The organism is Pseudoclavibacter sp. RFBG4 (assembly GCF_002931515.1).
GTDB lineage: Bacteria > Actinomycetota > Actinomycetes > Actinomycetales > Microbacteriaceae > Pseudoclavibacter.
In genome coordinates this window covers 1-19,931 of record NZ_PSYC01000058.1, presented here as the reverse complement: position 1 = coordinate 19,931, position 19,931 = coordinate 1, and the positions used below count along the sequence as shown (strand labels likewise).

Below are 19,931 nucleotides of genomic sequence, written 5' to 3'. Positions count from 1 at the left end.
CTCGATGATGTCCGCCACCCCCGCCAGCCCCTCCCCCCACCCCACACCCCCGCCGCCCCGCCGCCCGCCCCGCCCATGGCGACCCCCTTCGACCCCGACTTCAATGTGATCCCGTCCCGCAAGGCTGTAGACGCATTGCTCGCATCGCAGAGTCGCCGGTTCATCCTCGGCCAGATCATCTGACCTCGACCCGCAGGGGTAGGGGGGTCGGATCTCTGGCCGAGGTCACGCCGACTTTCGCCCGGAGTGGTTCGTCCCCCTCCGAGGGGGTTGTCCCACCCTGGGTGGCTGTCCCACCCTTCGGGGGAGGTGATATCGATGCCGATGACGCCCGAGGAAAAGCGCGAACGAGATCGTCGCCGGAAGGCTGCGCAGCGCGCCAACAAGCGGAACGCGGCCGGACCCGACGCGACGGTGACGTTCATCTCCTCGGCCCCGGACGCACCCTCGAAGGGTGGGACACAGGGTGGGACATCCGCTGTCCCACCCTCGAAGATGCCGCCGCCGCCCCAGGGCATCCCGGATACGACCCTCGCGGCCGTCGACGCGCAGCTCGCCGAGCTCGCCATCCCGGCGTCGGCGCTGCTGCTCGCCACTCAGGCGCGCATGTTCGCGGCCGCGCTCGACGACGTCACCCGCGTCCCGCAGTGGGGCAGCCTGAGCGACTCGCTGCGGCGAGTCATGGAGGCGCTGGAGAAGGCGACACAGGCTGGCAGCACCGACCCGCTCACGGCTCAGCGCCGCGCGTTCTACAGCGGAAAGGTGTACGCGAGTGGCGACGAGGACGAGGGCAAAGCCAAGCGCGCGTAGGAAGCCGAAGAGCAAGATCTACGGGCGCGAGTGCGCTCGGGTCTTCACCCCGCCTCGCCGCAAGCTGACGCCGGAGACCTCGGCCGGATTCGCGGCGATCGCGTTCGCCGAGTGGCTCCGGCTCGCGGTCCTCGGGACTGCAGCCGAGTCGCTCGTGCCGGAGCTCCTGCCCTGGCAGCGCTGGTTCCTCATCCACGCCCTCGAGCTCAACGACGACAACTCCTACCGGTTCAAGGTCGTGCTGCTCTGGGTCGCCAGGCAGAACGGGAAGACGTTCATCGTCGCCCTGCTGATCCTCTTCCGGATGTTCATCGACGGCGACGCGCAGGTGCTCGGCGTCGCGCAGAAGCTCGCCACGGCCAAGAAGCCGTGGGAGCATGCGCGCAAGATCATCGCCGCGGTGCCGCGCCTCGCGGCCGAGATGAGCGAAGAGTCGAACACGAACGGCGAGCTCTGGTTCGAGATCTCGGGCGGGCCTCGCTACTGGGTCGACTCGGCCGACAACGGCGGCCGCGGGCTCACCTTCGACTTCGTGTTCGTCGATGAGATCCTCAAGCACAAGAACTACAAGGCGTGGTCGGCGCTCTCGAAGACGACCATGGCGCGACGCCGCGCGATGATCCTCGCCGCATCCAACGCCGGCACGCTCGACGCGGTCGTGCAGCGAGACCTTCACGGCAAGGCGATCGCGGCGATCGAGGAGAACGACGCGTCGACGTCGATCGGCCTGTTCTGGTGGTCACCACCCGCGGGCGCCGATCTCGCCGACCCGAAAACGTGGGCGTGGGGCAACCCCTCGATGGGGCACCTCATCACCGAGGAAGCGATCGCCTCCTCATGGTCGACCGACCCCCGCTCCGTGTTCGAGTCCGAAGTCGCGAACCTGTTCGTCTCCGACGCGACAGGCGGCCCCTTCCAAGCTGGCAAGTGGGCCGAGTGCCGAGACCCGATCGGGCGCCGAGCACCCGACGCGCCGGTCTACGTCTGCGTCGAGGTGTCGCACGACGGTACCTGGGCGCACATCGCCTTCGCCGCTCGCCGCGAAGACGGGCGCGCGCACGTCGGCATCATGGTCTCCCGCCCCGGCACGGACTGGGTAGTGCCCTGGCTCACGGACCCGGAACGCACGTTCACTCCGGCCGCGATCACGCTCCAGACTCGCGGCGCTCCGGTCTCCGCGCTCCGCACGGATCTCGAAGAGGCCGACCTCGAAGTCACGGACTGGGGCGGCCCGGATCTCGGCATCGCCACGATCCAGCTCCTCGGCGCCGTGAACTTCGGCAAGCTCACGCACCGCGATCAGCCGGTGCTCGACGTCGCCGCAGGCACGGCCGCCACGAAGGCGCTCGGCGACACGCACGTCATCGACCGCAAGAACTCACCCGGTGACGCCTCCCCGCTCTCCGCGGTGGCCGGTGCGCACTGGCTACTCCGGAATCCGCCCGTCGAGGTGGAGGCCCGCATCCGAATCCTGGGAAGGGGGCCGCATGGCTAACTGGTTCACTCGCGCATGGTCGCGGGTCTTCGAGCTCCGATCGTTTACCCGCATGCCCTCGCTCGGCGGCACCCGCACCTCGTCGGGCGTCTCCGTCTCGCCGGAGGCGTCGCTCGGCGTGACGGCTGTGCTCGCTTCGGTGCGGCTCGTGTCCGAGTCCATCGCCGGACTTCCGGTGTCGCTCAAGATCCGCAAGGGCGGGCAGCGACTCCCGGTCACTGCAGCGCATCGCGAGCTTGAGCGCATCCTCACGGTGCAGCCGAATCCGACGACCGACTCGGGTGAGTTCTGGCGGACGGTCGTCGCGTGGATGCTCATTCGCGGGAACTCGTACGTCTACGTGCAGCGCAACGGCGCCGGCAGCGTCATCGGCCTGTGGCCGGTCCCGCCGACGATGGTCGAGGTTCGGCGCACCCCGCTCGGCCTGCTGGCCTACAAGCTCAGCCACGACCAGACGTCGGTGTGGCTCCCCGTCGACCCGGGCTACATCGCCCCGAGTCACGAGATACTCCACTACCGCTGGTTCGGGACGGGCATCGAGGGGTACTCGCCCCTCACGCTCGCCCGCGAACAGATCGCCACCGCGGCGGCGTCGACGCAGTACATCGGCAAGTTCTTCGCGAACGACGCGACGCCGGGCGCAATCCTGACGGTCGAGGGCAAGCTCTCCGAGGTCCAGTGGAAGCGCCTACAGGAGCAGCACGAGTCGCGCCACAGGGGCGTCAACAACGCGCACGAGCTCGCCGTCTACGAGGGCGGCGCGAAGCTCGAGGCGACGACGCTCTCGCCGGCAGATGCCGAGTTCCTGGCGGTCTACAAGATGACGCGCGTCGAGATCGCCTCGCTCTACGGCGTCCCGCCGCACAAGATCGGCGAACTCGATCACGCGACGTTCTCGAACATCGAGCACCAGTCGATCGAGTTCGTACAAGACGGGCTCATGCCGCCGATCAACCGGCTCGAGTCGGTCACCCGACAGCTCTTCACCGACGACTCGCTGCGCATCAAGTTCAACGTGAACGGCCTCAAGCGAGGCGACACGGCGGCACGGAATCAGTCGTACGCGATCGGCCGCCAGTGGGGCTACTACTCGGTCAACGACGTCCGCCGCATGGAGGACGAGGAGCCCATCGACGGCGGCGACGAGTACCTGACGCCACTGAACATGCTCCCCGCCGCATCCGAGACGGTGCAGCGCGACGGGCAGCTCGTCGAGGTGCCCCGCCTCGAGCCCACCGCCTACCGGGCGATCCGGGCCGCGCGCGGCGCATCCGAGGATTCGCCGGCATGGGTGACCCGCGTCGAGCATCTCCTCGTCGACTACTTCGCCGATATGCGCGAGTACGCGCTCGGCGGCGACGTCGTCGGCTGGGAGCTCTCCACGAGCGAGCGCGAGACGTGGGACCAGATGCTCGCCGAAGTGCTCGCACCTCCCTACGCCGACATCGTTCGCGAGTTCGCGACCAAGCAAGCCGAGGCGCTGGGCGGATCGTTCGACCCGGCCGGCGTCGCAAACTGGCTCGTCGCCGCAACCGAGCGACAGGCGCGAAACATCAACGAGACGACGCTCGCGCAGCTCGACGAGGCGACCGACTCCGACGAGGCGGCCGCCGTCTTCGACACCGCCGAGACCTCCCGAGCCGCGCTCGTCGCGGCCGGCATCGTCGGCGCGGTCGGCGCATTCGGCCGACACGAAGGCGCCCGCCAGTCGGGCGCCGCCACGAAGACCTGGCGCACCTCGTCATCCAACCCTCGCCAGTCGCACCAGCGAATGAACGGCGAGACCGTACCCATCAACAAGCGCTTCTCGAACGGGTGCATGTGGCCCGGTGACCCTGACGGCGGAGCCGACGAGGTCGCCGGATGCAACTGCGGCGTTGAGTTCGAGATGGACATCTGAGGGAGAACAGCATGACCGAACACACCATCAGGACGCTCGAGCGTCGCGCGTTCGATCTCTCGGAGATCCAGATCCGCGCCGCCAACGAGGGGGAGCAGCGGCTCCACTTCACCGGACGCGCCGTCGTCTACGACCAGCTCTCCGCCGACCTCGGCGGGTGGCAGGAAGTCATCAAGCCCGGCGCCGCCTCGCGGTCGCTCGAGAGCAACCCCGACGTGCGCTTCCTGCTCAACCACGACGCGAACAAGCTCCTCGCGCGCACCACCTCGGGAACGCTGCGGCTCACCGAGGACAGCGAGGGCGTGCTCGTCGACGCGGACATGGCGAACGTCAGCTATGCCCGCGACCTCGCCGAGCTGCTCGAGCGCGGCGACCTGACGCAGATGTCATTCGGCTTCTGGGTCACCCGCGACGAGTGGAACGGATCGCTGCACGTCGTGCGCGAGTTCGACTTCGACGGCGGCGACGTCGCAGCGGTCACCTACCCCGCCTACCCGCAGACCTCGGCCGAGCTGCGCTCGATCGCCGCGGCCCACCTCGAACGGGACAAGCCCGCCGCACCCCAGGTGCGCGAGCTCGCCCGCGACCTCCACACGATTCGCGAGCTCGACATGCTCGCGAAGCTCTGACCCCCAACAAGCTCCCCGCCCCGGACGGTGCGGGTTCACCACAAAAGAGAGGACGTAGCAATGGCTACTTCTGTTGAGCTCCGCCAGGAGCGCGCTCGCACCGTCGAGGCGATGCGAGCAATTACCACCACCGCCGAGGCTGAGAACCGCAACCTCGACGCCACCGAGCGCGAGTCGTACGACCGCGGCGAGTCGGACTTTCGCAGCCTCACCGAGCGCATCGAGCGTCAGGAAGTGCTCGAGCGTGCAGACGCTGAGAACTCCCGTGAGATCCGCGGCGGCGGTCAGGATCGCCCCGACCAGACCGGCCTCAACTCGAGCGAGGCACGGTCCGCGTTCCTGACCTTCGCTCGCCGCGGCCAGAGCGCCCTCAACCGCGAGCAGCGCGCGCTCGTCGAGGATCAGATCGGCCAGGTGCTCGTGCCTGACGACTTCGAGGCGGAGCTGCGTCGGGATCTCCCGACGCTCGCAACCATCCGCCCCCTCGCGAACGTGCGCTCGATCGAGCGCAACCGCACGCGTCGCCGCTCGATCGGCGAGGCGACGGTCGCCTGGGGCAAGCTCGAGACGAAGGCCGAGCCCGCGATCGAAGAGTCGGACTTCACCCCGAAGTTCGACGACTACGTGTACGTCGAGGATCTCTACGGTCTCGCCAAGATCGGCGAGGACGAGTTCGACGACACGGACGTCAACCTCGAGGCGTTCATCCGCGACACCTTCGCTCGCGCGATCAGCGAGGCCGAGGACAAGGCGTTCATCAAGGGCACCGGCCACGGGGACGAGCAGCCGCTCGGCATCTTCGCGGCCGGCACCGGCATCGCCGCACGCACTTCCGGTGCGTCGGACTACTCGGCAACATCCGGAGCCAACGCTCGGGGCGCGCTGCTCGACGACCTCAAGATGCTCGCCTACGACGTCAAGGACGTCTACCGCCGCAACGGTCAGTACCTGATGAACTCCTCGACAGAGGCGCTCATCTCGGTCGCGAAGGACGGCAACGGCCAGTACCTCTGGCAGCCGTCCGTCCAGGCGGGGCGACCGAACACCTTCAACGGGTTCGCGATCGCCACGCAGGGCGACATCGACGCCATCGCGGCGAACAAGCAGATCGCGGCGTTCGGTGACATCAAGGCCGGGTACACGATCCTCGACCGCCTGGGCATGACGGTACAGCGCCTCGTCGAGCTCTACGCGGAAGACGGCCTGATCGGCTTCAAGATCCGCGCGCGCGTCGGTGGCGCACCGGACCGCCCGAAGGCGCTCCACATCCTCAAGACGAAGGCCGCGGCCTAGTCGACGCGGGCACGGGCTCCGGCCCGTGCCCGCCCGGCTTCACCCGAGAGGAACCCCATGGCGGACATCGCCGACTTCGATCTGCTCGTGCCGATCGAAGAGATCCAAGACATCACGAACTCTCCTCTCGAGAAGCCTCTCGCCCTGTCGATCGCGGTCATCGCGACCGACACGGTGCGCGACTTCTGCGGGTGGCGCATCGCCACCCCCGCGACCGAGACGATCACGGTCGACGGCACGGGCGCGGGGGAGCTCTTCCTCCCGACGATGCACATCGGCAACGTCGACTCGGTGCGCCTCCGCGACGCCGAGGAAGACCTCGACGTCGACGGGTACGACTGGGCCACGCATGGCACTCTCGACCGCCTGACGGGCCGCTGGCCGCGACGTCGCCGCGCGGTGTCAGTGACACTCACGCACGGCTACGCGAAGTGCCCTGGCGGCATCGTGCAGGCCCTGCAGGGCGCGATCTCCCGCGGCACCCTCGCCCCGGCTGGCGGCGTCACCAACGAGTCGACGCTCTCCGCAGCCGTCTCCTACTCCCGAGCATCCGCGGGTGGCCCCGCCGCGGGCCTCATGTTCCTCCCCCACGAACTCGCGTTCCTCGAAGCGCACCGAATCCCGAGGTAGGTCATGCCTTCATCCTTCGCGAAGACCACCATCACCCGGAAGCGCTACCCGGTCCTCGACGACATGGGGACACCGCGAACCGACTACGACGCGACCCCCGAGGTTGAGTCGATCGAGGGGTGCTGGGTCGAGCCGGTCGAGTCCACCTCGGACAACGACGGGCAGATCCTCACCGTCACCGGCTACAAGATCGCGGCCCCGTTCGGCACCGACATCCTCGCCCGCGACATCATCACCGTCGACGGGTTCCCCGGCGACTACATCGCCGAGGGAGACGCCCAACAGGTGCGCTCCCCGACAGGGCGCCTGAACCAGGCGCTCGCCAGCGTCCGGAGGCACAAGCGTGGGTAGAGCCAAGGTGAAGATCGAGATCCACAACGACGCCGTCGCCGCGCTGCGCACGAGCCCCGAAGCGATCGGCGAGCTCAAGAGCATCGGCAAGGAAATCGGCAAGCGAATGCAAGCCAACGTCAACGCGAAGATGGGCCAGGCCACGTCGGACGACAAGACCGACGACGGTTCCGGCGACGACATCGTGGTCGACGTCTCCCGCAAGGCCCGACGCCGAGGCCGCCTCAACATCAAGACGAACTCACTCCGCGCCCGCATCGCCGTCGCCCGCGACCCCACGGTCGCGACGCGCGCGATCGCCGGCCCCTACAAGCCGGGCGCGTAGGCATGGGCGAGCTCATCGTCACCCCACCCGCACAGAAGATCCTCATCGACCAGGTGCGGGCCTTCCTGCGCGAGCGCGGAGACCAAGCCACCGTGTCGGACTCGCTCACCGCAGGGCGGTGCGTGCGTATCGCGAAGATCGGCGGCGGCGCCTCATCCTCGCTGGTCATCGTCCGCCCCTGGTTCACGATCGAGACCGCGGCCGGAACGAACACCGAGGCGTCGAACCTGATCGACCTCGTCGTCGCCTACCTCGGCTCGATCGCGCACTCGGTGCTCGACGACGGCACGGTGATCTACGACGTCGACTCGTTCGGCGAAGCGGCCTACAACCCGTCACCTGACGGCGTCCAGAAGTGGACGCAGACCGTCGAGGTCGCCATGCGCGCCCTCGTCCTCGACTGACCCCTCACCCATCCACGCCCCGGCATCCGTCGGGGCTTTTTCTATGCCCTCAAGGAGGCAACACATGAGCGACGGAAACGCTCGGAACGTATTCGTTGGCGTGGTGGGCGGGGTCTTCTCTGGCCCCGAGACCGCGGCCTACCCCCAGAGCCACGGGGCGGCGATCAAGTCGACGCTCGCGCAGGATCTCATCGCGGCCAACATCCGGCCGCTGGGGCACATCTCGACGGACGGCGTCACGCAGACGATCGACCAGTCGACGACCAAGCTCACCGCGTGGGGCAACTACGTGCTGCGCACCATCGAGTCCGAGCACGCGGTCACGTATCAGTACAAGCTCGTCGAGCACAACGAGAACTCCGCAAAGGAGTTCTACGGCGACGACGCCACGGTCACGGAGCAGCAGATCAAGTCGGGCATGCTCCCGATCAAGACGCGCGTGCTCGTCGTGCGCGACGGCAACCGCCGCATGGTGGTCGTCATCCCTCGCTCGCAGGTCATCGCCCGCGGCGACCAGCAGATGTACGGCGAAGATGCCGTGTCTTACGACATGACGATCGAGGCGTACGAGGACGAGCACGGCGTCAAGGCGTACATCTACCGCGGCGACGTGGAGTACGTGGCCCCCGCCATCACCGATCTCGACCCTGCGACCGGGCCCGACGTGGGCGGCGAAGCGATTCGCATCGTCGGCACCGGGTTCGTCACCCCGACGTCGGTGACTTTCGCGGGCGTGCCGGCCCTCGCATTCAACGCGATCTCCTCGACCGAGATCGTCGCCGTCACGCCCCCGGGCGACGGCGCGACACAGGTGCAGGTCCGAGCCGCAGGCGGCGCATCCACGCCGACAGCGGACTCGATCTACACCTTCGCCTAGACCCCTGGCGGTCGGCGTTGGGTGACGCCGGCCGCCAGGTCTTCACCTTCACCCACTCACCCACATCACCCGAAGGAGCACTCCCCACATGGCAGCAGCATCGAGCAACGCTCGCCCCAAGAAGACCTACAACTTCTCCGCCGCACAGGCGGAGGTCCGCCTCAAGAAGCCACAGATCGAGGTCGAACTCGGCAAGGACGGCGAGGGCAACGACCTCGGCGTCATCATCGTCGACCCGCCCGCGCTGTGGCCTGACGAGGTGCAGACCCTCTCGCGCAAGGCGCACTTCGAGGAGGCGTCGCGTCTCCTCATGGGTGACGAGCAGTACGAACGCTGGTTCGCGGTCGGCGGCACCTGGGGCATGTTCAACGCGATCGTCGAGGGACACCAGAAGGCCACCCTGGGGGAATCTGGGGCCTCCAAGACTTCCTAGCGGAGTACGGCGAGGCCGTCGAATACGACCTGCTCAGGGTCGGGCTGGACATCCGCGACGTGGGCGACGACGACCTGTCCTGGCGACAGCTCGACATCTTCATCGGCGGATGCCAGCTCGACTCGAGCACGGCCCTCTACAAGGTCATGAACCCAGATCACCGCTGGGATCTCAGCGAGCAACTGCTCGCGCACGTGGCCGACACGCTCGCCGCTGGCAACTGGCAGCGCGCCGGCAAGAAGTCGGCACCAAAGCCGAAGCCGATCAAGCGCCCCGGCGTCTCGAGCGAAGAGACGACGACGCTCGGCACGACGGTCATGTCGGTCGCTGAGGCCGACGAATGGCTGTCGGGCGACGCCCAAATCATCACGCCCACCGCGGCGAACGAGATCTAAGGGGGTCGCCGTGGCTGGTGCCGCTATTGCAACCGCATGGGTGCAGCTCAACATCTCCACGTCCGGACTCCAGGAGTCCGTCGCGGAGGAGCTGGGCGCACCCGTGCAGCAGGCCGCCACCGAGGCCGGAGACCAGGCAGGCGCGAACTTCGGCGACTCGATGGCCGGGCAGCTCGCCGGCATCGGCTCGACAGTCGTCGTCGGCATGGGCCTGGTCGAAGCGTGGAACGACGCCGTCGCGGGCCTCGACCTGCAGGGGTCGATGCGGAACCAGCTCGGAGACGGCGCCTACGCGGCGGAGGCGGCCGAAACCGCCTCGGCCCTGTACCGGGATGGGTGGGGCGAAAGCCTCGACGAGGTGGGCTCTGCGGTCGCCTCAGTCGGCAAGGAGCTCGAGCTCCTCGGCGACACCGGATCACTCGAAGACATCAGCAACCAGGCGATGGTGCTCGCCTCCGAGTTCGACCAGGACGTGACCGGCGTCATGCGCGCCGCGGGGCAGATGGTGAAAACCGGCCTCGCGGACGACGTCACCGAAGGCATGGATCTCATCGCCGCTGGCTTCCAGACCGGAGTCAACTCGAGCGACGATTTCCTCGACACCCTCAACGAATACGGCGGCCAGTTCGAGAAGCTCGGCCTGGACGGGCAGACCGCGATCGGCCTGCTCAACCAGGGCCTCGAGGGCGGAGCCCGCAACGCCGACCTCGTCGCGGACGCCGTCAAGGAGTTCTCGATCCGCTCGATCGACGGCTCCGAGGCCACCTCGGACGCCTTCTCCGCGATCGGTCTCGACGCGGCCGAAATGGCGACCGCGATCGCAGCCGGTGGCGACTCCGCCTCCGGCGCCTTCCAGACCACGATCGACGCCCTCTCCGGCATCGAAGACCCCGTCGCGCGAAACGCTGCAGCGGTCGGTCTCTTCGGCACGCAGGCGGAAGACCTCGGCTCGGCGCTCTTCGCGCTCGACCCGAGCAGCGCCGCAACCGGACTGGGCGAGGTCGGCGGGGCCGCAGACAACGCGGTCGCGAACGCGGTTGGGGCGACGCAGGCATTCGACTCGCTCTTCCGTACGATCACCGGCACGGCGGGCGACATCATCGCCCCTGCCCTGGTGTGGCTCACGGAGAACGAGGGCGCGATCGCCGCGATCGCGATCGTCGTCGGCGTCGTGCTCGTCGGCGCCATGTACGCGTGGGCGGCGTCACTCTGGGCCGCCAACGCGGCCATGCTCGCGAACCCGATCACCTGGATCATCGTCGGCATCGGCGCGCTCGTCGCGGCGATCATCTGGGTCGCCACGCAGACGACGTTCTTCCAGGAAGCCTGGGCGAACGTGACCTCGGCGGTCGCGACCGGCTGGACTTGGCTCTGGGAGTCGGTGCTCTCGCCAGTCTTCACCGCGCTCGGCGCGATCTTCACGTGGATCTACGAGTCGATCATCCTCCCGGTCGTAACCGGAATCATGATTTACATCGGCCTGTGGGCTGCGCTCGTGACGTGGCTGTACGAGGTCGCCATCGCGCCCGCGCTCGCCCTGATCGGCGCGATCTTCACCTGGATCTACGAGTCGATCATCATGCCGATCGTCGGGTACATCGTCGCGTACGTCCAGATGTGGGGCGCGATCTTCACGTGGCTGTGGGAAAACGCGATCTCGCCAGCCTTCCAATTCCTGGCCGCTGGATTCGCCTGGATCTGGGCCTCGGTCATCTCGCCGGTCGTCGGATTCATCGTCGGCGCGATCACCACGGTCGGCGACACAGTGTCGTCGATCTTCGGCGGGATCTCGGAATTCATCGGCAACGCGTTCGCCGCGGCCGCCGACATGGCCCGCGGCCCGCTGAACGGCCTCATTGGTCTCGTGAACGGCGCGATCGACGGCATCAACTCGCTCTCGGTCACCATCCCCGACTGGGTGCCGCTCGTCGGCGGCCAGACGTGGAGCCTCGACCTGCCGAAGATCCCGGAGCTCGCGGCTGGCGCGACGGTCCTCCCGAAGCCGGGCGGCACCCTCGCGCTGCTCGCCGAGGCGGGCCGGGCTGAGGCGGTCGTCGACGAGGGGCTGCTGAACCGTCACCTCGCCGAGACGATCCGCCTCGCACGTGAAGCGCAGGGCGGCTCGGACGGCCCCCCGAGTGTCACGAACATCACCGTCGAAAAGGGCGATGACGAGACAGGGGAAGCCGTGATCCGCAGGTACGAGCAGAAGAAGAAGCTGCACGAAGAGAGCGTGCTGTGAGGCAGCACGTCGCCCGGCTCGAGGGTGTGGAGTTCCGCAACCGCCCTCGAGTCGGGCAGCGCTCCGCGCTCGGGTTATTCCTCGACAACGACGGCGTCACCAACTGGGACGCCCGCGCCGAGATCAAGGGCGACGATGTCGAGCTTCCCGGCACGGCGGGGGAGTTCTCGCTGCCGACGCGGCTGCTCGGCAAGAACATCGCCCTCTCCGGCCTCGCGGTGGCGAACTCGCCGCGCGGCCTTGCCGAGCTGAACGATCGGTTCGTGTCGATCGGCTACGGCGGCAAGCACTTCCGGATCGTCGTCGAGAGCATGGGCCGCACCCTCTGGGGAATGGCGAAGCTCGTCGACGACGACTGGGTGCAGAACGCGACCGACGACTCGGCGCGGTTCCTGCTGCAGCTCCGCATGAGCGACCCGCGCCGGTTCGGCGAAGCGGTCGAGGGGGAGTCGGGCCGTCTGCCCTACTCGTCCGAGTCGCTGCTGCTCATCAACCGCGGCACGTGGCACGCGACCCCAACGATCCGGGTGCGCGCGAAGACGAACATGCTCTCCGGCTACACCCTCCACGGCGGGGCCGAGGCGTTGCGGATCTCCGCGCCGCTGCCAGCGGGCCAGGTGCACGAGGTCGACATGCGCTCGGAGTACGTGCGCCGCAACGGCCTGATCGTCTCCAAGGCGAAGCACTCCGGCCGCGCGTGGCACGTCCCGCCCAACGGTGAGGTCATGGCTTCGCTCGAGCCGCACGCCGGCACGGGCGAGTTCTCGCCGTACTTCCTGCCGACCTACCAGTAGAGGGGGTGCGGTTGTTCCCCGTCGACATTCAGTGGCACCACGACGTCGTCTCGACCCTCACGGGTGAGCCGGTGATGCCGATGCATCCGGCCGCGTGGGACTGGCGCACGGTGCTCAACGGCGCGGGCGACGGGTCGCACACCTACCGGCTCGGAGATCCCGCCTACGACCTCGGCCCGGCCGGGTGGGATGACGCGCTCGCCAAAGTGCGCCGCACCTCCGTCATCTCGTACTCGATCAACGGTGGACGCAAGATCGCGAAGTACGCCGGCATCCACGTCGGCGAGGACTGGGACCGGGCGAGCAAGACCTCGGTCGTCCAGCACCGCGAGTTCCGCTACCTCGGGGATCTCCGGTTCTTCACGATGGTCGCCTCGTACATGCTCGAGGGACACTTCGACGTCTCCGGCTATTCGAAGGCTGGGCTGCTCACGAAGATCTGGGAGCGCGGCTACCGACGCCCCGAATACGAGGGCATCCCGAATCGCTGGAACCTCCCGATCCGGTTGCCCCCGGCGTTGCTCGGCACCGACTCGGCGAGGTACGCGAAGTGGAAGTTCACCTCGATCGAAGAGGCGACCGCCGCGATCCAAGACACGATCGACGGCCCCGACATCTACGTCGAGCCCATGTGGGACGAAGCCACCGGATGGTTCTACTGGCAGGCGAAGTTCGGAAACCCGACCTTCCCGAGCCTCCCGTTCGATGTGCATCTCGGCGCCGACGAGCATCCGCTCGTGAACCTCAAGTTCCGGGAGAACGGCGCGAAGGTCGGCACGGGCATCTTCGGCATCGGCAACGGCTCGGATGAGTCGATGCGGATCGGCTTCGGCAGCTACAAGCCCGAGTGGTCGATCGAGGACGGCATGCCGAACATCGACGCGACGGAGGAGTTCAAGAACGAACGAGATCTCGTTCGCCTCAACCAGCTCGCCGAGGCGACACTCGCCGCTCGGCGTCGGCCGATCCGGCAGTACGAGAACTCGATCCTCGCGCCGGTCGAAGTCTCTGCGAGCGGCGGATCTCCGGTCTATGGCGTCGACATCAAGCCCGGATGGACGGTTGAGATCGACGACCCGGGAGACGAGCGCAACGCGCCCTCTCGTGCCGACCAGTACATCATCGGCGTCGGCCACAACTCCTCGTCGCAGCACGTCATGTCGATCGACTACCAGCAGCAGGACTAGGCAGGGGGTCGCGAGTGACGAAGATCCTCGACCAGAAGGCCCCCGCAGGGCTCGAGCTCGCGCGCCGCGTCAAGCGCCACGGCACGCAGAATCCGGCCGGAGACACCTCAGTCACCGAGGGTACCTTCCGCGTCGCATCCGACGAGGGCCTGATCGTCGAGGGCTCCGAGCGCATCACGGGCGTTTGGTTCCTTGACGGCGTCGGCGAGGTCACCGGGTCGCTCTCGATCTTCGGTGGCCCTGACGGCGCCGGATCGCTCTTCGCCTCCGGCACGGTCGACTTCGAGGGCGTCTTCACCGCGGCCGGAAAGAACACGCTTAGCGGCGAAAACCTGCTGAGCGGGCCGACCAAAATCACGGGCGCCTTCGAGATCGAGGGGGCAACGAAGGTGACCGGCACCTTCGAGACTGCCGAGGGTGGCGTGAAGCTCGGCGGCCCTGTCGAGATCACCGACACTCTCGACGTCACAGCGAAGACGAAGCTCGGCGGAGACACGACCATCGAAGGGGCGCTCGATATATCGGGCGAGACGACGGTGAATGCATCGCTGACGGTGAAGCAATCGCTCAAGACCGAGGGTGACACCGAGCTCGGCGGCACGGTCACGATTTCCGGCGCCGCGACTCTGGAGGCGACGTTGACGGTGGACGGCGCGATCGTCGCAGGCGGCGTCCGCATCGAGAGCAACAAGATCACCGTCTCGGCTGGCTCCAACTCCTCCGAGATGGGTGCGAATGGCATGTCGTCCACGAACGCCTCGTTCGGAAATCTCCGGATCACGAACCTCTTCGATCAGACGTCGCTCCCGCCTGATGGGCGCTGGGTCATGGCGATCGGCGACGAGGGCATTCTCGTCGGCGTCCCGCAGAACGTCGGTGGTCCTATGGGTGACCTCGAGTGGCCGTTCGATCCCGAGAAGAACACCGACGAGTTCGGCCCGCGCGTCTCTCCCGGTGGCATCGGTTCAACCGACCACAAGGGCATGGACTTCGGCATTGGCATCAGCGAAGGCACCGACATCAAGGCTGCCGGGTCCGGCACGGTCTACGAGGTCGGCACCGGATCGGTCGGCAGCGGCGGCTTCGGAAACTACCTGGTGATCCAGCACGCCGGCAACAAGCGAACGCTCTACGCGCACATGCAATCAGCGCCCGCCTACTCGGTGGGTGACGGCATCGCGAAGGGCGCGATCGTCGGGAAGGTCGGCAACACCGGCTCTTCGACCGGCGCGCACCTCCACCTCGAGACCCACATCGACGGGGTGCCGGTCAACCCGCGCACCGTCATCACGAAACCTTGGAGCGCCTAGTGAAGTTCGAGTGGCCGTTCAATCCCGCCGACGTGATCGTTCCCCCTCGCGGGGAGTTCGGGCCGCGCCTGCCGCTCGGGGCGCCCGAGGGCCTGCCTGGGGCCGCGTCGGATCTCGAGCAGCACGACGGCATCGACCTGAACGCCCCGGCCGGCGCGATCGTTCGCGCGGCCGCAGCGGGCGTCGTCACGCTTCTGCGCGTCGACGGCGAAGACGACGAGGGCGAAGGCAACGCCGTGTGGCTCCGTCACAGCGAGGCTTTCCAGACCCGCTATCTGCACCTCGACTCGGTGCTCGTCGAGCACGACCAAGTCGTCGAGCTCGGCCAGCCGATTGGCACGGTCGGGCAGACCGGCAACGCACCCGCCCCGCACCTTTGCTTCCTGACGCTGGTCGCCGGCCGCGCATTCAATCCCCGAACGTTCATGCGCGATCGCGCACGAGAGGAGACCACCCGTGACTAGCAAGCAGACGCCCAAGGCAAGGCAGGCGAACGCCCGCGTGCAGTCAGCGAAGGCCAAGGGCAAGACCTTCGTGCCGTTGCTCTACAAGATCCAGATCGAGGGATACGTCGAGAACGGCGGGGTGCAGCGCCCGGCTAACCCGCACGTCGTGGCGATCGCGGCCGTCGACTTCACCGAGGAGTGGCTGCGCGATCAGGTCGCCGCGATCAAGGTCGCCGACAAGGCGCCCGATGCCTAACGTCCCGTTCAAGCTCAAGGACTTCGGGCTCGACCCGACCACGCCCCGTCGCGCGAACGTCATCTTCACGCCATCCGTGCCGGCCGCGATCGGCGTCGACGGCATCCTCATCGGTCGCCGCGTCGTGAAGTGGTCCGACATCCACCCGATCACGGGTGCCGGCGTCGCGGTGGTCGCGCAGACGACCACGCTGCGCCCCGAGTGTCACCTGATCGTGTCGATCGAGTGGATCGACGACGCCCCCTCGGGATGGGGGGAGCTCGCATGGCCGCTCCGTGTGCCCGCTGAGGGCGGCAATCTCGTCGACCTACTCGACATGCCAGGCCCGGGCAACGCGGTCGCTGTGCGCCCGTCCTCGCCCGGCACCGCTGTCGGCATCGGCGGCACGTGGATCGACAACTCCGTCTCGCCCCCGCGACTGAAAACGAGGAGCTCATGACCGACGAAACAACCTGGGTCGATCACGGCGCGCTCGCCGGGCTCGGCGACCCGGAAGCCGCGAACCTCATGCGGAACAACGCGACGCAGCTCGCTAAGGCCACCGACGAGCGAGTCGTGCCCGCGGTCGGGGCGGCGCTCAAGGCGGACGAAGAGCTGGGCCCGACCATCATCGCCATGGTCGAGACCGAAGCTGGCTCCGCCGTGAACGAGGTCCTCGACACCTCGAAGCGCATCCCCGAGGACCGCAGCCCGACCGCCATCGGCGCCGAGTCCGAGAACGGTGCCAGGCTGTGGCGTGTCACCTCAGACGGCAACATGCACCACGGCAACATGGTCATCACCCCCTCGGGGCGCATCCAGTTCCGCGTCGGCGATCACATCGTCTTCGACGTCAACCCGGACACCCTCGAGACGATCATCCCTGGATACCGACCCACGGGAACCGGCGCGTCAGCCTCGGTGCCTCGCCTCGTGCTCCTCGTGGTCGCGGGGCAGTCGAACGCGGACGGTCGCGGTCAGCCGATCGGCCCCGAGCTCGACCCGCGCGACGACCGCATTCTCATGTGGGATTGGGCGGCGACGACGATCAGGACGGCCACCGTGCCGCTCTCGTCCTCGACGCCCATGACCGGCGCCGGTCTCTCGCCTGCGACGGTGTTCGCGCGTGAGATTGTCGCGAACGAGCCGCCCGGCACGGTCGTCCTGATCGTGAACACGGCGGTCGGTGGGTCCGGCCTCATCGGCGATGCGGCGACGGGGAACTGGGGGGTTTCCTACGCGGGAGCGAACCCGCGCCTCTACCCGCGGATGCTGAACGCGCTCGACCAGGCGATCGCGACGGCGACAACCTCGCTGCGATCGCCCGACGAGATCCGCTTCCTCTGGCACCAGGGCGAAGCGGACAACACGGAAGCCGCCTACGCGGCCGCGTTCGACGAGCTCGTGGCCGGCGTTCGCACGCACCTGGGGCGACCCGACATGACGGTCACGCTCGGCGGCATCGTCCCCGAGTACATCAAGGCGAGCCCAAACCGAGCGAACGTGCGGGCCGCTCACATCGGCGCACAGTCCCGCCTCACCCGCACCGGATACGCGGACGGCATCCCCAACGGCGGCGGCTCTGGCAGCGTGACCGACATCGTGCACTACTCGCGGGGCGGCGTCGTCGCGCTCGGCAAGGCCATGTACGAAGCCTGGAAGCGCGCCGTCGTCAACATCACCACCTCGACCCCTGTGCCGCCCCTCAGTGTGCGCGCCACGGTCGCCGGGGGGCAGTTGCGGGTGACGTGGTCGCCTGCCTTCTGCCGCGTGACGGCGTACGTCGTCGAGCAGTCCGGAGACGGTGTCGCATGGTCGACGATCCCCGCGGGCTCGGTCCCTCTGGACCTGACCCGGGAAGCGGCCGCCGCTGGCGCGACGCCCTGGGTGCGTGTCTCCACCACGAACGGCGCCACGACCTCGGCGCCGTCCTCACCGACTCAAGCGATTGGAGCCTGAGATGCCGATCTTCCGCGTGCAGGGCAACCCCACCAACCCGAACGTTCCCACGGTCGGATTCGCCGACAACTTCAACCGGTCGGACGGCCCGCTCGGCTTCACGCCGGTCGGGCTCAAGCCCTACATCCAGCTCGACGCTGTGCCGACAAGCCCGGGCGTCGTCCGGGTGGTGTCGAACCGAGCGCAGGCGACGTCGGTCGGCGGGTTCGTCTACCAGGTGCTCGAGTGCTACGAGTCGAACGGCACGCTCACGGCAACGGCCGCGGTTGTCGGCAACAGGCAGGGCGGCCTCGCCGTCCGCGCGAAGGACGCGAACAACCTCATCCGCCTCGCGCTTCGACTCAGCGCTGCCGGCCCGACCTACACGCTGCAGCTCGTGTCGACGACGGTCGCACAGGCCAACCTTGCGACGTCGTCCGTCACGTCCAACAACGGAGACACGATCGCGATCGTCATGGACGGCCCGTCGATCAAGGTGATCGTCAACGGCACCGAGATCATGAGCGCGTCGACCCCGCACTTCGTGAACGAGACAAAGCACGGGATGAGCTTCGCGCAGACCGACGTCGCGATCGACAACCTCGCATTCGCGGCGGCGTAGGAGGCGGACGTGAACGGTCTCCCGTACGACTTCGGTCACTGCTGGGATGCGTACGGCTCGAACTCGTGGAGCCGGTCGTTCCGGCTCCGCGAGGGGCAAGCGGGGAAGGACTTCACGGGGTGGACGAACTTCCGGGCCGCCGCGAAACACGGTGGCTCGGTCGTCCCTCTCGCCGTCGACGAGTCGCAGAAGGCGTCCGGCGTCTTCTCGCTGACCGCCCCCTCGGCCGCGGCATTCGCTGACTTCCGCGGCGAACGCGAATGGGAGTGGGATGTCAAGGGCGAGAGCCCGGAAGGCGTCGCCGAAGCGATCGCGTGCGGCGTCATCACGTGGCGTCAGGGGGTGGTCGCATGATCGAGGGGGAGCTCTTGGACGGAGACAGGATCGAGGGGGAAGTGACGGCGCCGCCTCGCGGCGGTGTCCCCGAGAGCACGGTTCGCGAGTGGGACGCAGAGACGCTCGCGGCCGCGAAGCTCTACGCGCTCGAGCAGGTCGCCGAGCTCGTCGTCTACGCGCTCGAGTCTCGCGACCTCGCCACCGAGGGTGACCGGGTGATCGCGGAGCGACTCGACGAGCTCGGCATCACCGACGTCGACGAGCTGACCGAAGCTCTGGACCAGTTGGCTACGGGCCTCGCGGGGAAATCGCCGCTCGGGCACACGCACGACGCCGCAACGCTCGTCGGTCTCAGCGCGGCACTCGTCGGTCTCGCGAACGTCGACAACACCCGAGACATGGCGAAGCCGGTGAGCACCTTGCAGGCCGCGGCGATCGCGCTGCGCGCACCGCTGGTCCACCAGCACGCCATCGGGGACGTCGACGGCCTCGGCTCGGCGCTCGCCGGGAAGGCCGGCACGGTCGACGTGCAGACGTACCTCCCGACTGGGGCAGCGGGATCTTCGACGACGTACACCTGGACGAAGCCCGCGGGCGCGAAGATGGTCCACTTCTACGCCTACGGCCCGGGTGGCGGTGGCGGCTCGGGAGCCGTGCAGGCGCTCACGTCGCTTGCAGGCGGCGGCGGTGGCGGTGGGGCTGGCTCATACCTCGACCAGAGCTTCCCCGCCGCCCTCGTCCCGAACGCGTTGACGATCCGTGTCGGCAAGGGCGGGGCCGGGGCGGCCCCGCAGACGTCCCCCAGCTCCAACGGCAACACGGGCGGCACGGGCGGCGTCTCGCAGATCTCCGCTGGCGCGGGCCTCATGCTCGCCGTGAACCCCGGCTTCGGTGGCGGCGGCGGCACGAATGCCGCTGGCGGCATCTCCGGGCGCGGCGAGTGGGGATGGTCCAACTCGGTCGGCGTCTTCGGCGGCGGCGTCGGCGGCGCGGGCGGCGCAGCTCCTGCGACCCCGCAGGCGAGCAACTGGTGGGGCGGGTCGGCAGTCGGTGGCGGCGGAGGCGGTGGCCTCGCAGCGAACAGCACCACCCCGTTCGCAGGCGCAGCGGGCGGCGTGAACAACAACATCGGCGTGAACCCATCCGCGGCGGCCGGCGCCGCAGGAGGCGGTAACGGCGCGGACGCCATCCCCACCATCGGCCCCGGCGTCGGCGGCGGTGGAGGCGGATCGTCGACCACCTCGAACGGTGGCACGGGCGGCACCGGAAGCAAATACGG

The 19,931-nt window shown here is 68.3% G+C and carries 23 protein-coding genes and 1 pseudogene; all 24 read left to right on the top strand.

The window, feature by feature from the left end:
• The coding region (locus C5E10_RS19330) for a hypothetical protein (protein WP_219820415.1) at positions 1 to 183 on the top strand (183 nt) is incomplete at its 5' end.
• A 135-nt stretch (positions 184 to 318) separates the two neighbouring features.
• A complete protein-coding gene (locus tag C5E10_RS18090; RefSeq protein ID WP_146080339.1) occupies positions 319 to 810 on the top strand; it encodes a hypothetical protein in 492 nt (163 codons plus the stop codon).
• Entirely contained in the window at positions 773 to 2,305 is a 1,533-nt protein-coding gene (locus C5E10_RS18085; protein ID WP_104332829.1) for a terminase large subunit, read from the top strand. The genes C5E10_RS18090 and C5E10_RS18085 overlap by 38 nt, the downstream gene beginning before the upstream one ends.
• Positions 2,298 to 4,205, top strand: coding sequence for a phage portal protein (locus C5E10_RS18080; RefSeq protein WP_104332828.1), 1,908 nt, complete (start codon positions 2,298 to 2,300; stop codon positions 4,203 to 4,205). Before C5E10_RS18085 ends, C5E10_RS18080 begins: the two co-directional genes overlap by 8 nt.
• 11 nt (positions 4,206 to 4,216) lie before the next feature.
• A complete protein-coding gene (locus C5E10_RS18075; protein ID WP_258071213.1) occupies positions 4,217 to 4,834 on the top strand; it encodes an HK97 family phage prohead protease in 618 nt (205 codons plus the stop codon).
• 60 nt (positions 4,835 to 4,894) lie between these two features.
• Complete coding sequence (locus tag C5E10_RS18070) at positions 4,895 to 6,127, top strand: phage major capsid protein (RefSeq protein WP_104332827.1); 1,233 nt, start codon at positions 4,895 to 4,897, stop codon at positions 6,125 to 6,127.
• Between the two features lie 57 nt (positions 6,128 to 6,184).
• Positions 6,185 to 6,757 carry a hypothetical protein gene (locus C5E10_RS18065; RefSeq protein ID WP_104332826.1) on the top strand — a complete coding sequence of 191 codons (573 nt, stop codon included), beginning with the start codon at positions 6,185 to 6,187 and terminating at the stop codon, positions 6,755 to 6,757.
• Positions 6,758 to 6,760: 3 nt separating this feature from the next.
• Positions 6,761 to 7,108 carry a hypothetical protein gene (locus tag C5E10_RS18060; protein WP_104332825.1) on the top strand — a complete coding sequence of 116 codons (348 nt, stop codon included), beginning with the start codon at positions 6,761 to 6,763 and terminating at the stop codon, positions 7,106 to 7,108.
• A complete protein-coding gene (locus C5E10_RS18055) occupies positions 7,101 to 7,433 on the top strand; it encodes a hypothetical protein (protein WP_146080337.1) in 333 nt (110 codons plus the stop codon). Before C5E10_RS18060 ends, C5E10_RS18055 begins: the two co-directional genes overlap by 8 nt.
• A gap of 2 nt (positions 7,434 to 7,435) precedes the next feature.
• Entirely contained in the window at positions 7,436 to 7,837 is a 402-nt protein-coding gene (locus C5E10_RS18050; protein WP_104332823.1) for a hypothetical protein, read from the top strand.
• 64 nt (positions 7,838 to 7,901) lie between these two features.
• Complete coding sequence (locus C5E10_RS18045; RefSeq protein WP_181062827.1) at positions 7,902 to 8,714, top strand: IPT/TIG domain-containing protein; 813 nt, start codon at positions 7,902 to 7,904, stop codon at positions 8,712 to 8,714.
• 88 nt (positions 8,715 to 8,802) lie between these two features.
• The gene (locus tag C5E10_RS18040) at positions 8,803 to 9,147 is read left to right on the top strand and encodes a hypothetical protein (RefSeq protein WP_104332821.1); all 345 of its coding nucleotides are present in this window, start codon (positions 8,803 to 8,805) and stop codon (positions 9,145 to 9,147) included.
• A 59-nt stretch (positions 9,148 to 9,206) separates the two neighbouring features.
• On the top strand, positions 9,207 to 9,542 hold the full coding sequence (locus C5E10_RS18035) for a hypothetical protein (RefSeq protein WP_104332820.1): 336 nt from the start codon (positions 9,207 to 9,209) through the stop codon (positions 9,540 to 9,542).
• Positions 9,543 to 9,552: 10 nt separating this feature from the next.
• Positions 9,553 to 11,784, top strand: coding sequence for a phage tail tape measure protein (locus tag C5E10_RS18030; protein ID WP_104332819.1), 2,232 nt, complete (start codon positions 9,553 to 9,555; stop codon positions 11,782 to 11,784).
• A complete protein-coding gene (locus C5E10_RS18025; protein WP_104332818.1) occupies positions 11,781 to 12,578 on the top strand; it encodes a hypothetical protein in 798 nt (265 codons plus the stop codon). Before C5E10_RS18030 ends, C5E10_RS18025 begins: the two co-directional genes overlap by 4 nt.
• 5 nt (positions 12,579 to 12,583) lie before the next feature.
• Positions 12,584 to 13,765: a hypothetical protein gene (locus tag C5E10_RS18020; RefSeq protein WP_146080336.1), complete on the top strand. Its 1,182-nt coding sequence runs from the start codon at positions 12,584 to 12,586 to the stop codon at positions 13,763 to 13,765.
• Positions 13,766 to 13,779: 14 nt separating this feature from the next.
• On the top strand, positions 13,780 to 15,075 hold the full coding sequence (locus C5E10_RS18015; RefSeq protein ID WP_104332816.1) for a M23 family metallopeptidase: 1,296 nt from the start codon (positions 13,780 to 13,782) through the stop codon (positions 15,073 to 15,075).
• Positions 15,075 to 15,539, top strand: coding sequence for a M23 family metallopeptidase (locus C5E10_RS18010; protein WP_181062826.1), 465 nt, complete (start codon positions 15,075 to 15,077; stop codon positions 15,537 to 15,539). Before C5E10_RS18015 ends, C5E10_RS18010 begins: the two co-directional genes overlap by 1 nt.
• Entirely contained in the window at positions 15,532 to 15,777 is a 246-nt protein-coding gene (locus tag C5E10_RS18005; protein WP_104332814.1) for a hypothetical protein, read from the top strand. The genes C5E10_RS18010 and C5E10_RS18005 overlap by 8 nt, the downstream gene beginning before the upstream one ends.
• Complete coding sequence (locus C5E10_RS18000; RefSeq protein ID WP_104332813.1) at positions 15,770 to 16,216, top strand: hypothetical protein; 447 nt, start codon at positions 15,770 to 15,772, stop codon at positions 16,214 to 16,216. The genes C5E10_RS18005 and C5E10_RS18000 overlap by 8 nt, the downstream gene beginning before the upstream one ends.
• A complete protein-coding gene (locus C5E10_RS17995) occupies positions 16,213 to 17,715 on the top strand; it encodes a sialate O-acetylesterase (RefSeq protein ID WP_104332812.1) in 1,503 nt (500 codons plus the stop codon). The genes C5E10_RS18000 and C5E10_RS17995 overlap by 4 nt, the downstream gene beginning before the upstream one ends.
• A 1-nt stretch (position 17,716) precedes the next feature.
• Positions 17,717 to 18,316, top strand: coding sequence for a hypothetical protein (locus C5E10_RS17990; protein ID WP_104332811.1), 600 nt, complete (start codon positions 17,717 to 17,719; stop codon positions 18,314 to 18,316).
• A 9-nt stretch (positions 18,317 to 18,325) separates the two neighbouring features.
• Positions 18,326 to 18,670, top strand: a complete 345-nt coding sequence (locus C5E10_RS17985; protein ID WP_104332810.1) for a hypothetical protein — start codon at positions 18,326 to 18,328, stop codon at positions 18,668 to 18,670.
• A pseudogene (locus C5E10_RS17980) lies at positions 18,667 to 19,931 on the top strand (hypothetical protein); the annotation flags it as partial. The gene C5E10_RS17985 and the pseudogene C5E10_RS17980, both read left to right, overlap by 4 nt.

Coding starts and splice junctions, on each gene's coding strand:
- C5E10_RS18000 (WP_104332813.1), top strand. CDS start 15,770: ATGCCTAACGTCCCGTTCAAGCTCAAGGACTTCGGGCTCGACCCGACC.
- C5E10_RS18070 (WP_104332827.1), top strand. CDS start 4,895: ATGGCTACTTCTGTTGAGCTCCGCCAGGAGCGCGCTCGCACCGTCGAG.
- C5E10_RS18065 (WP_104332826.1), top strand. CDS start 6,185: ATGGCGGACATCGCCGACTTCGATCTGCTCGTGCCGATCGAAGAGATC.
- C5E10_RS18060 (WP_104332825.1), top strand. CDS start 6,761: ATGCCTTCATCCTTCGCGAAGACCACCATCACCCGGAAGCGCTACCCG.
- C5E10_RS17995 (WP_104332812.1), top strand. CDS start 16,213: ATGACCGACGAAACAACCTGGGTCGATCACGGCGCGCTCGCCGGGCTC.
- C5E10_RS18080 (WP_104332828.1), top strand. CDS start 2,298: ATGGCTAACTGGTTCACTCGCGCATGGTCGCGGGTCTTCGAGCTCCGA.
- C5E10_RS18050 (WP_104332823.1), top strand. CDS start 7,436: ATGGGCGAGCTCATCGTCACCCCACCCGCACAGAAGATCCTCATCGAC.
- C5E10_RS18040 (WP_104332821.1), top strand. CDS start 8,803: ATGGCAGCAGCATCGAGCAACGCTCGCCCCAAGAAGACCTACAACTTC.
- C5E10_RS18045 (WP_181062827.1), top strand. CDS start 7,902: ATGAGCGACGGAAACGCTCGGAACGTATTCGTTGGCGTGGTGGGCGGG.
- C5E10_RS17990 (WP_104332811.1), top strand. CDS start 17,717: ATGCCGATCTTCCGCGTGCAGGGCAACCCCACCAACCCGAACGTTCCC.
- C5E10_RS18090 (WP_146080339.1), top strand. CDS start 319: ATGCCGATGACGCCCGAGGAAAAGCGCGAACGAGATCGTCGCCGGAAG.
- C5E10_RS18075 (WP_258071213.1), top strand. CDS start 4,217: ATGACCGAACACACCATCAGGACGCTCGAGCGTCGCGCGTTCGATCTC.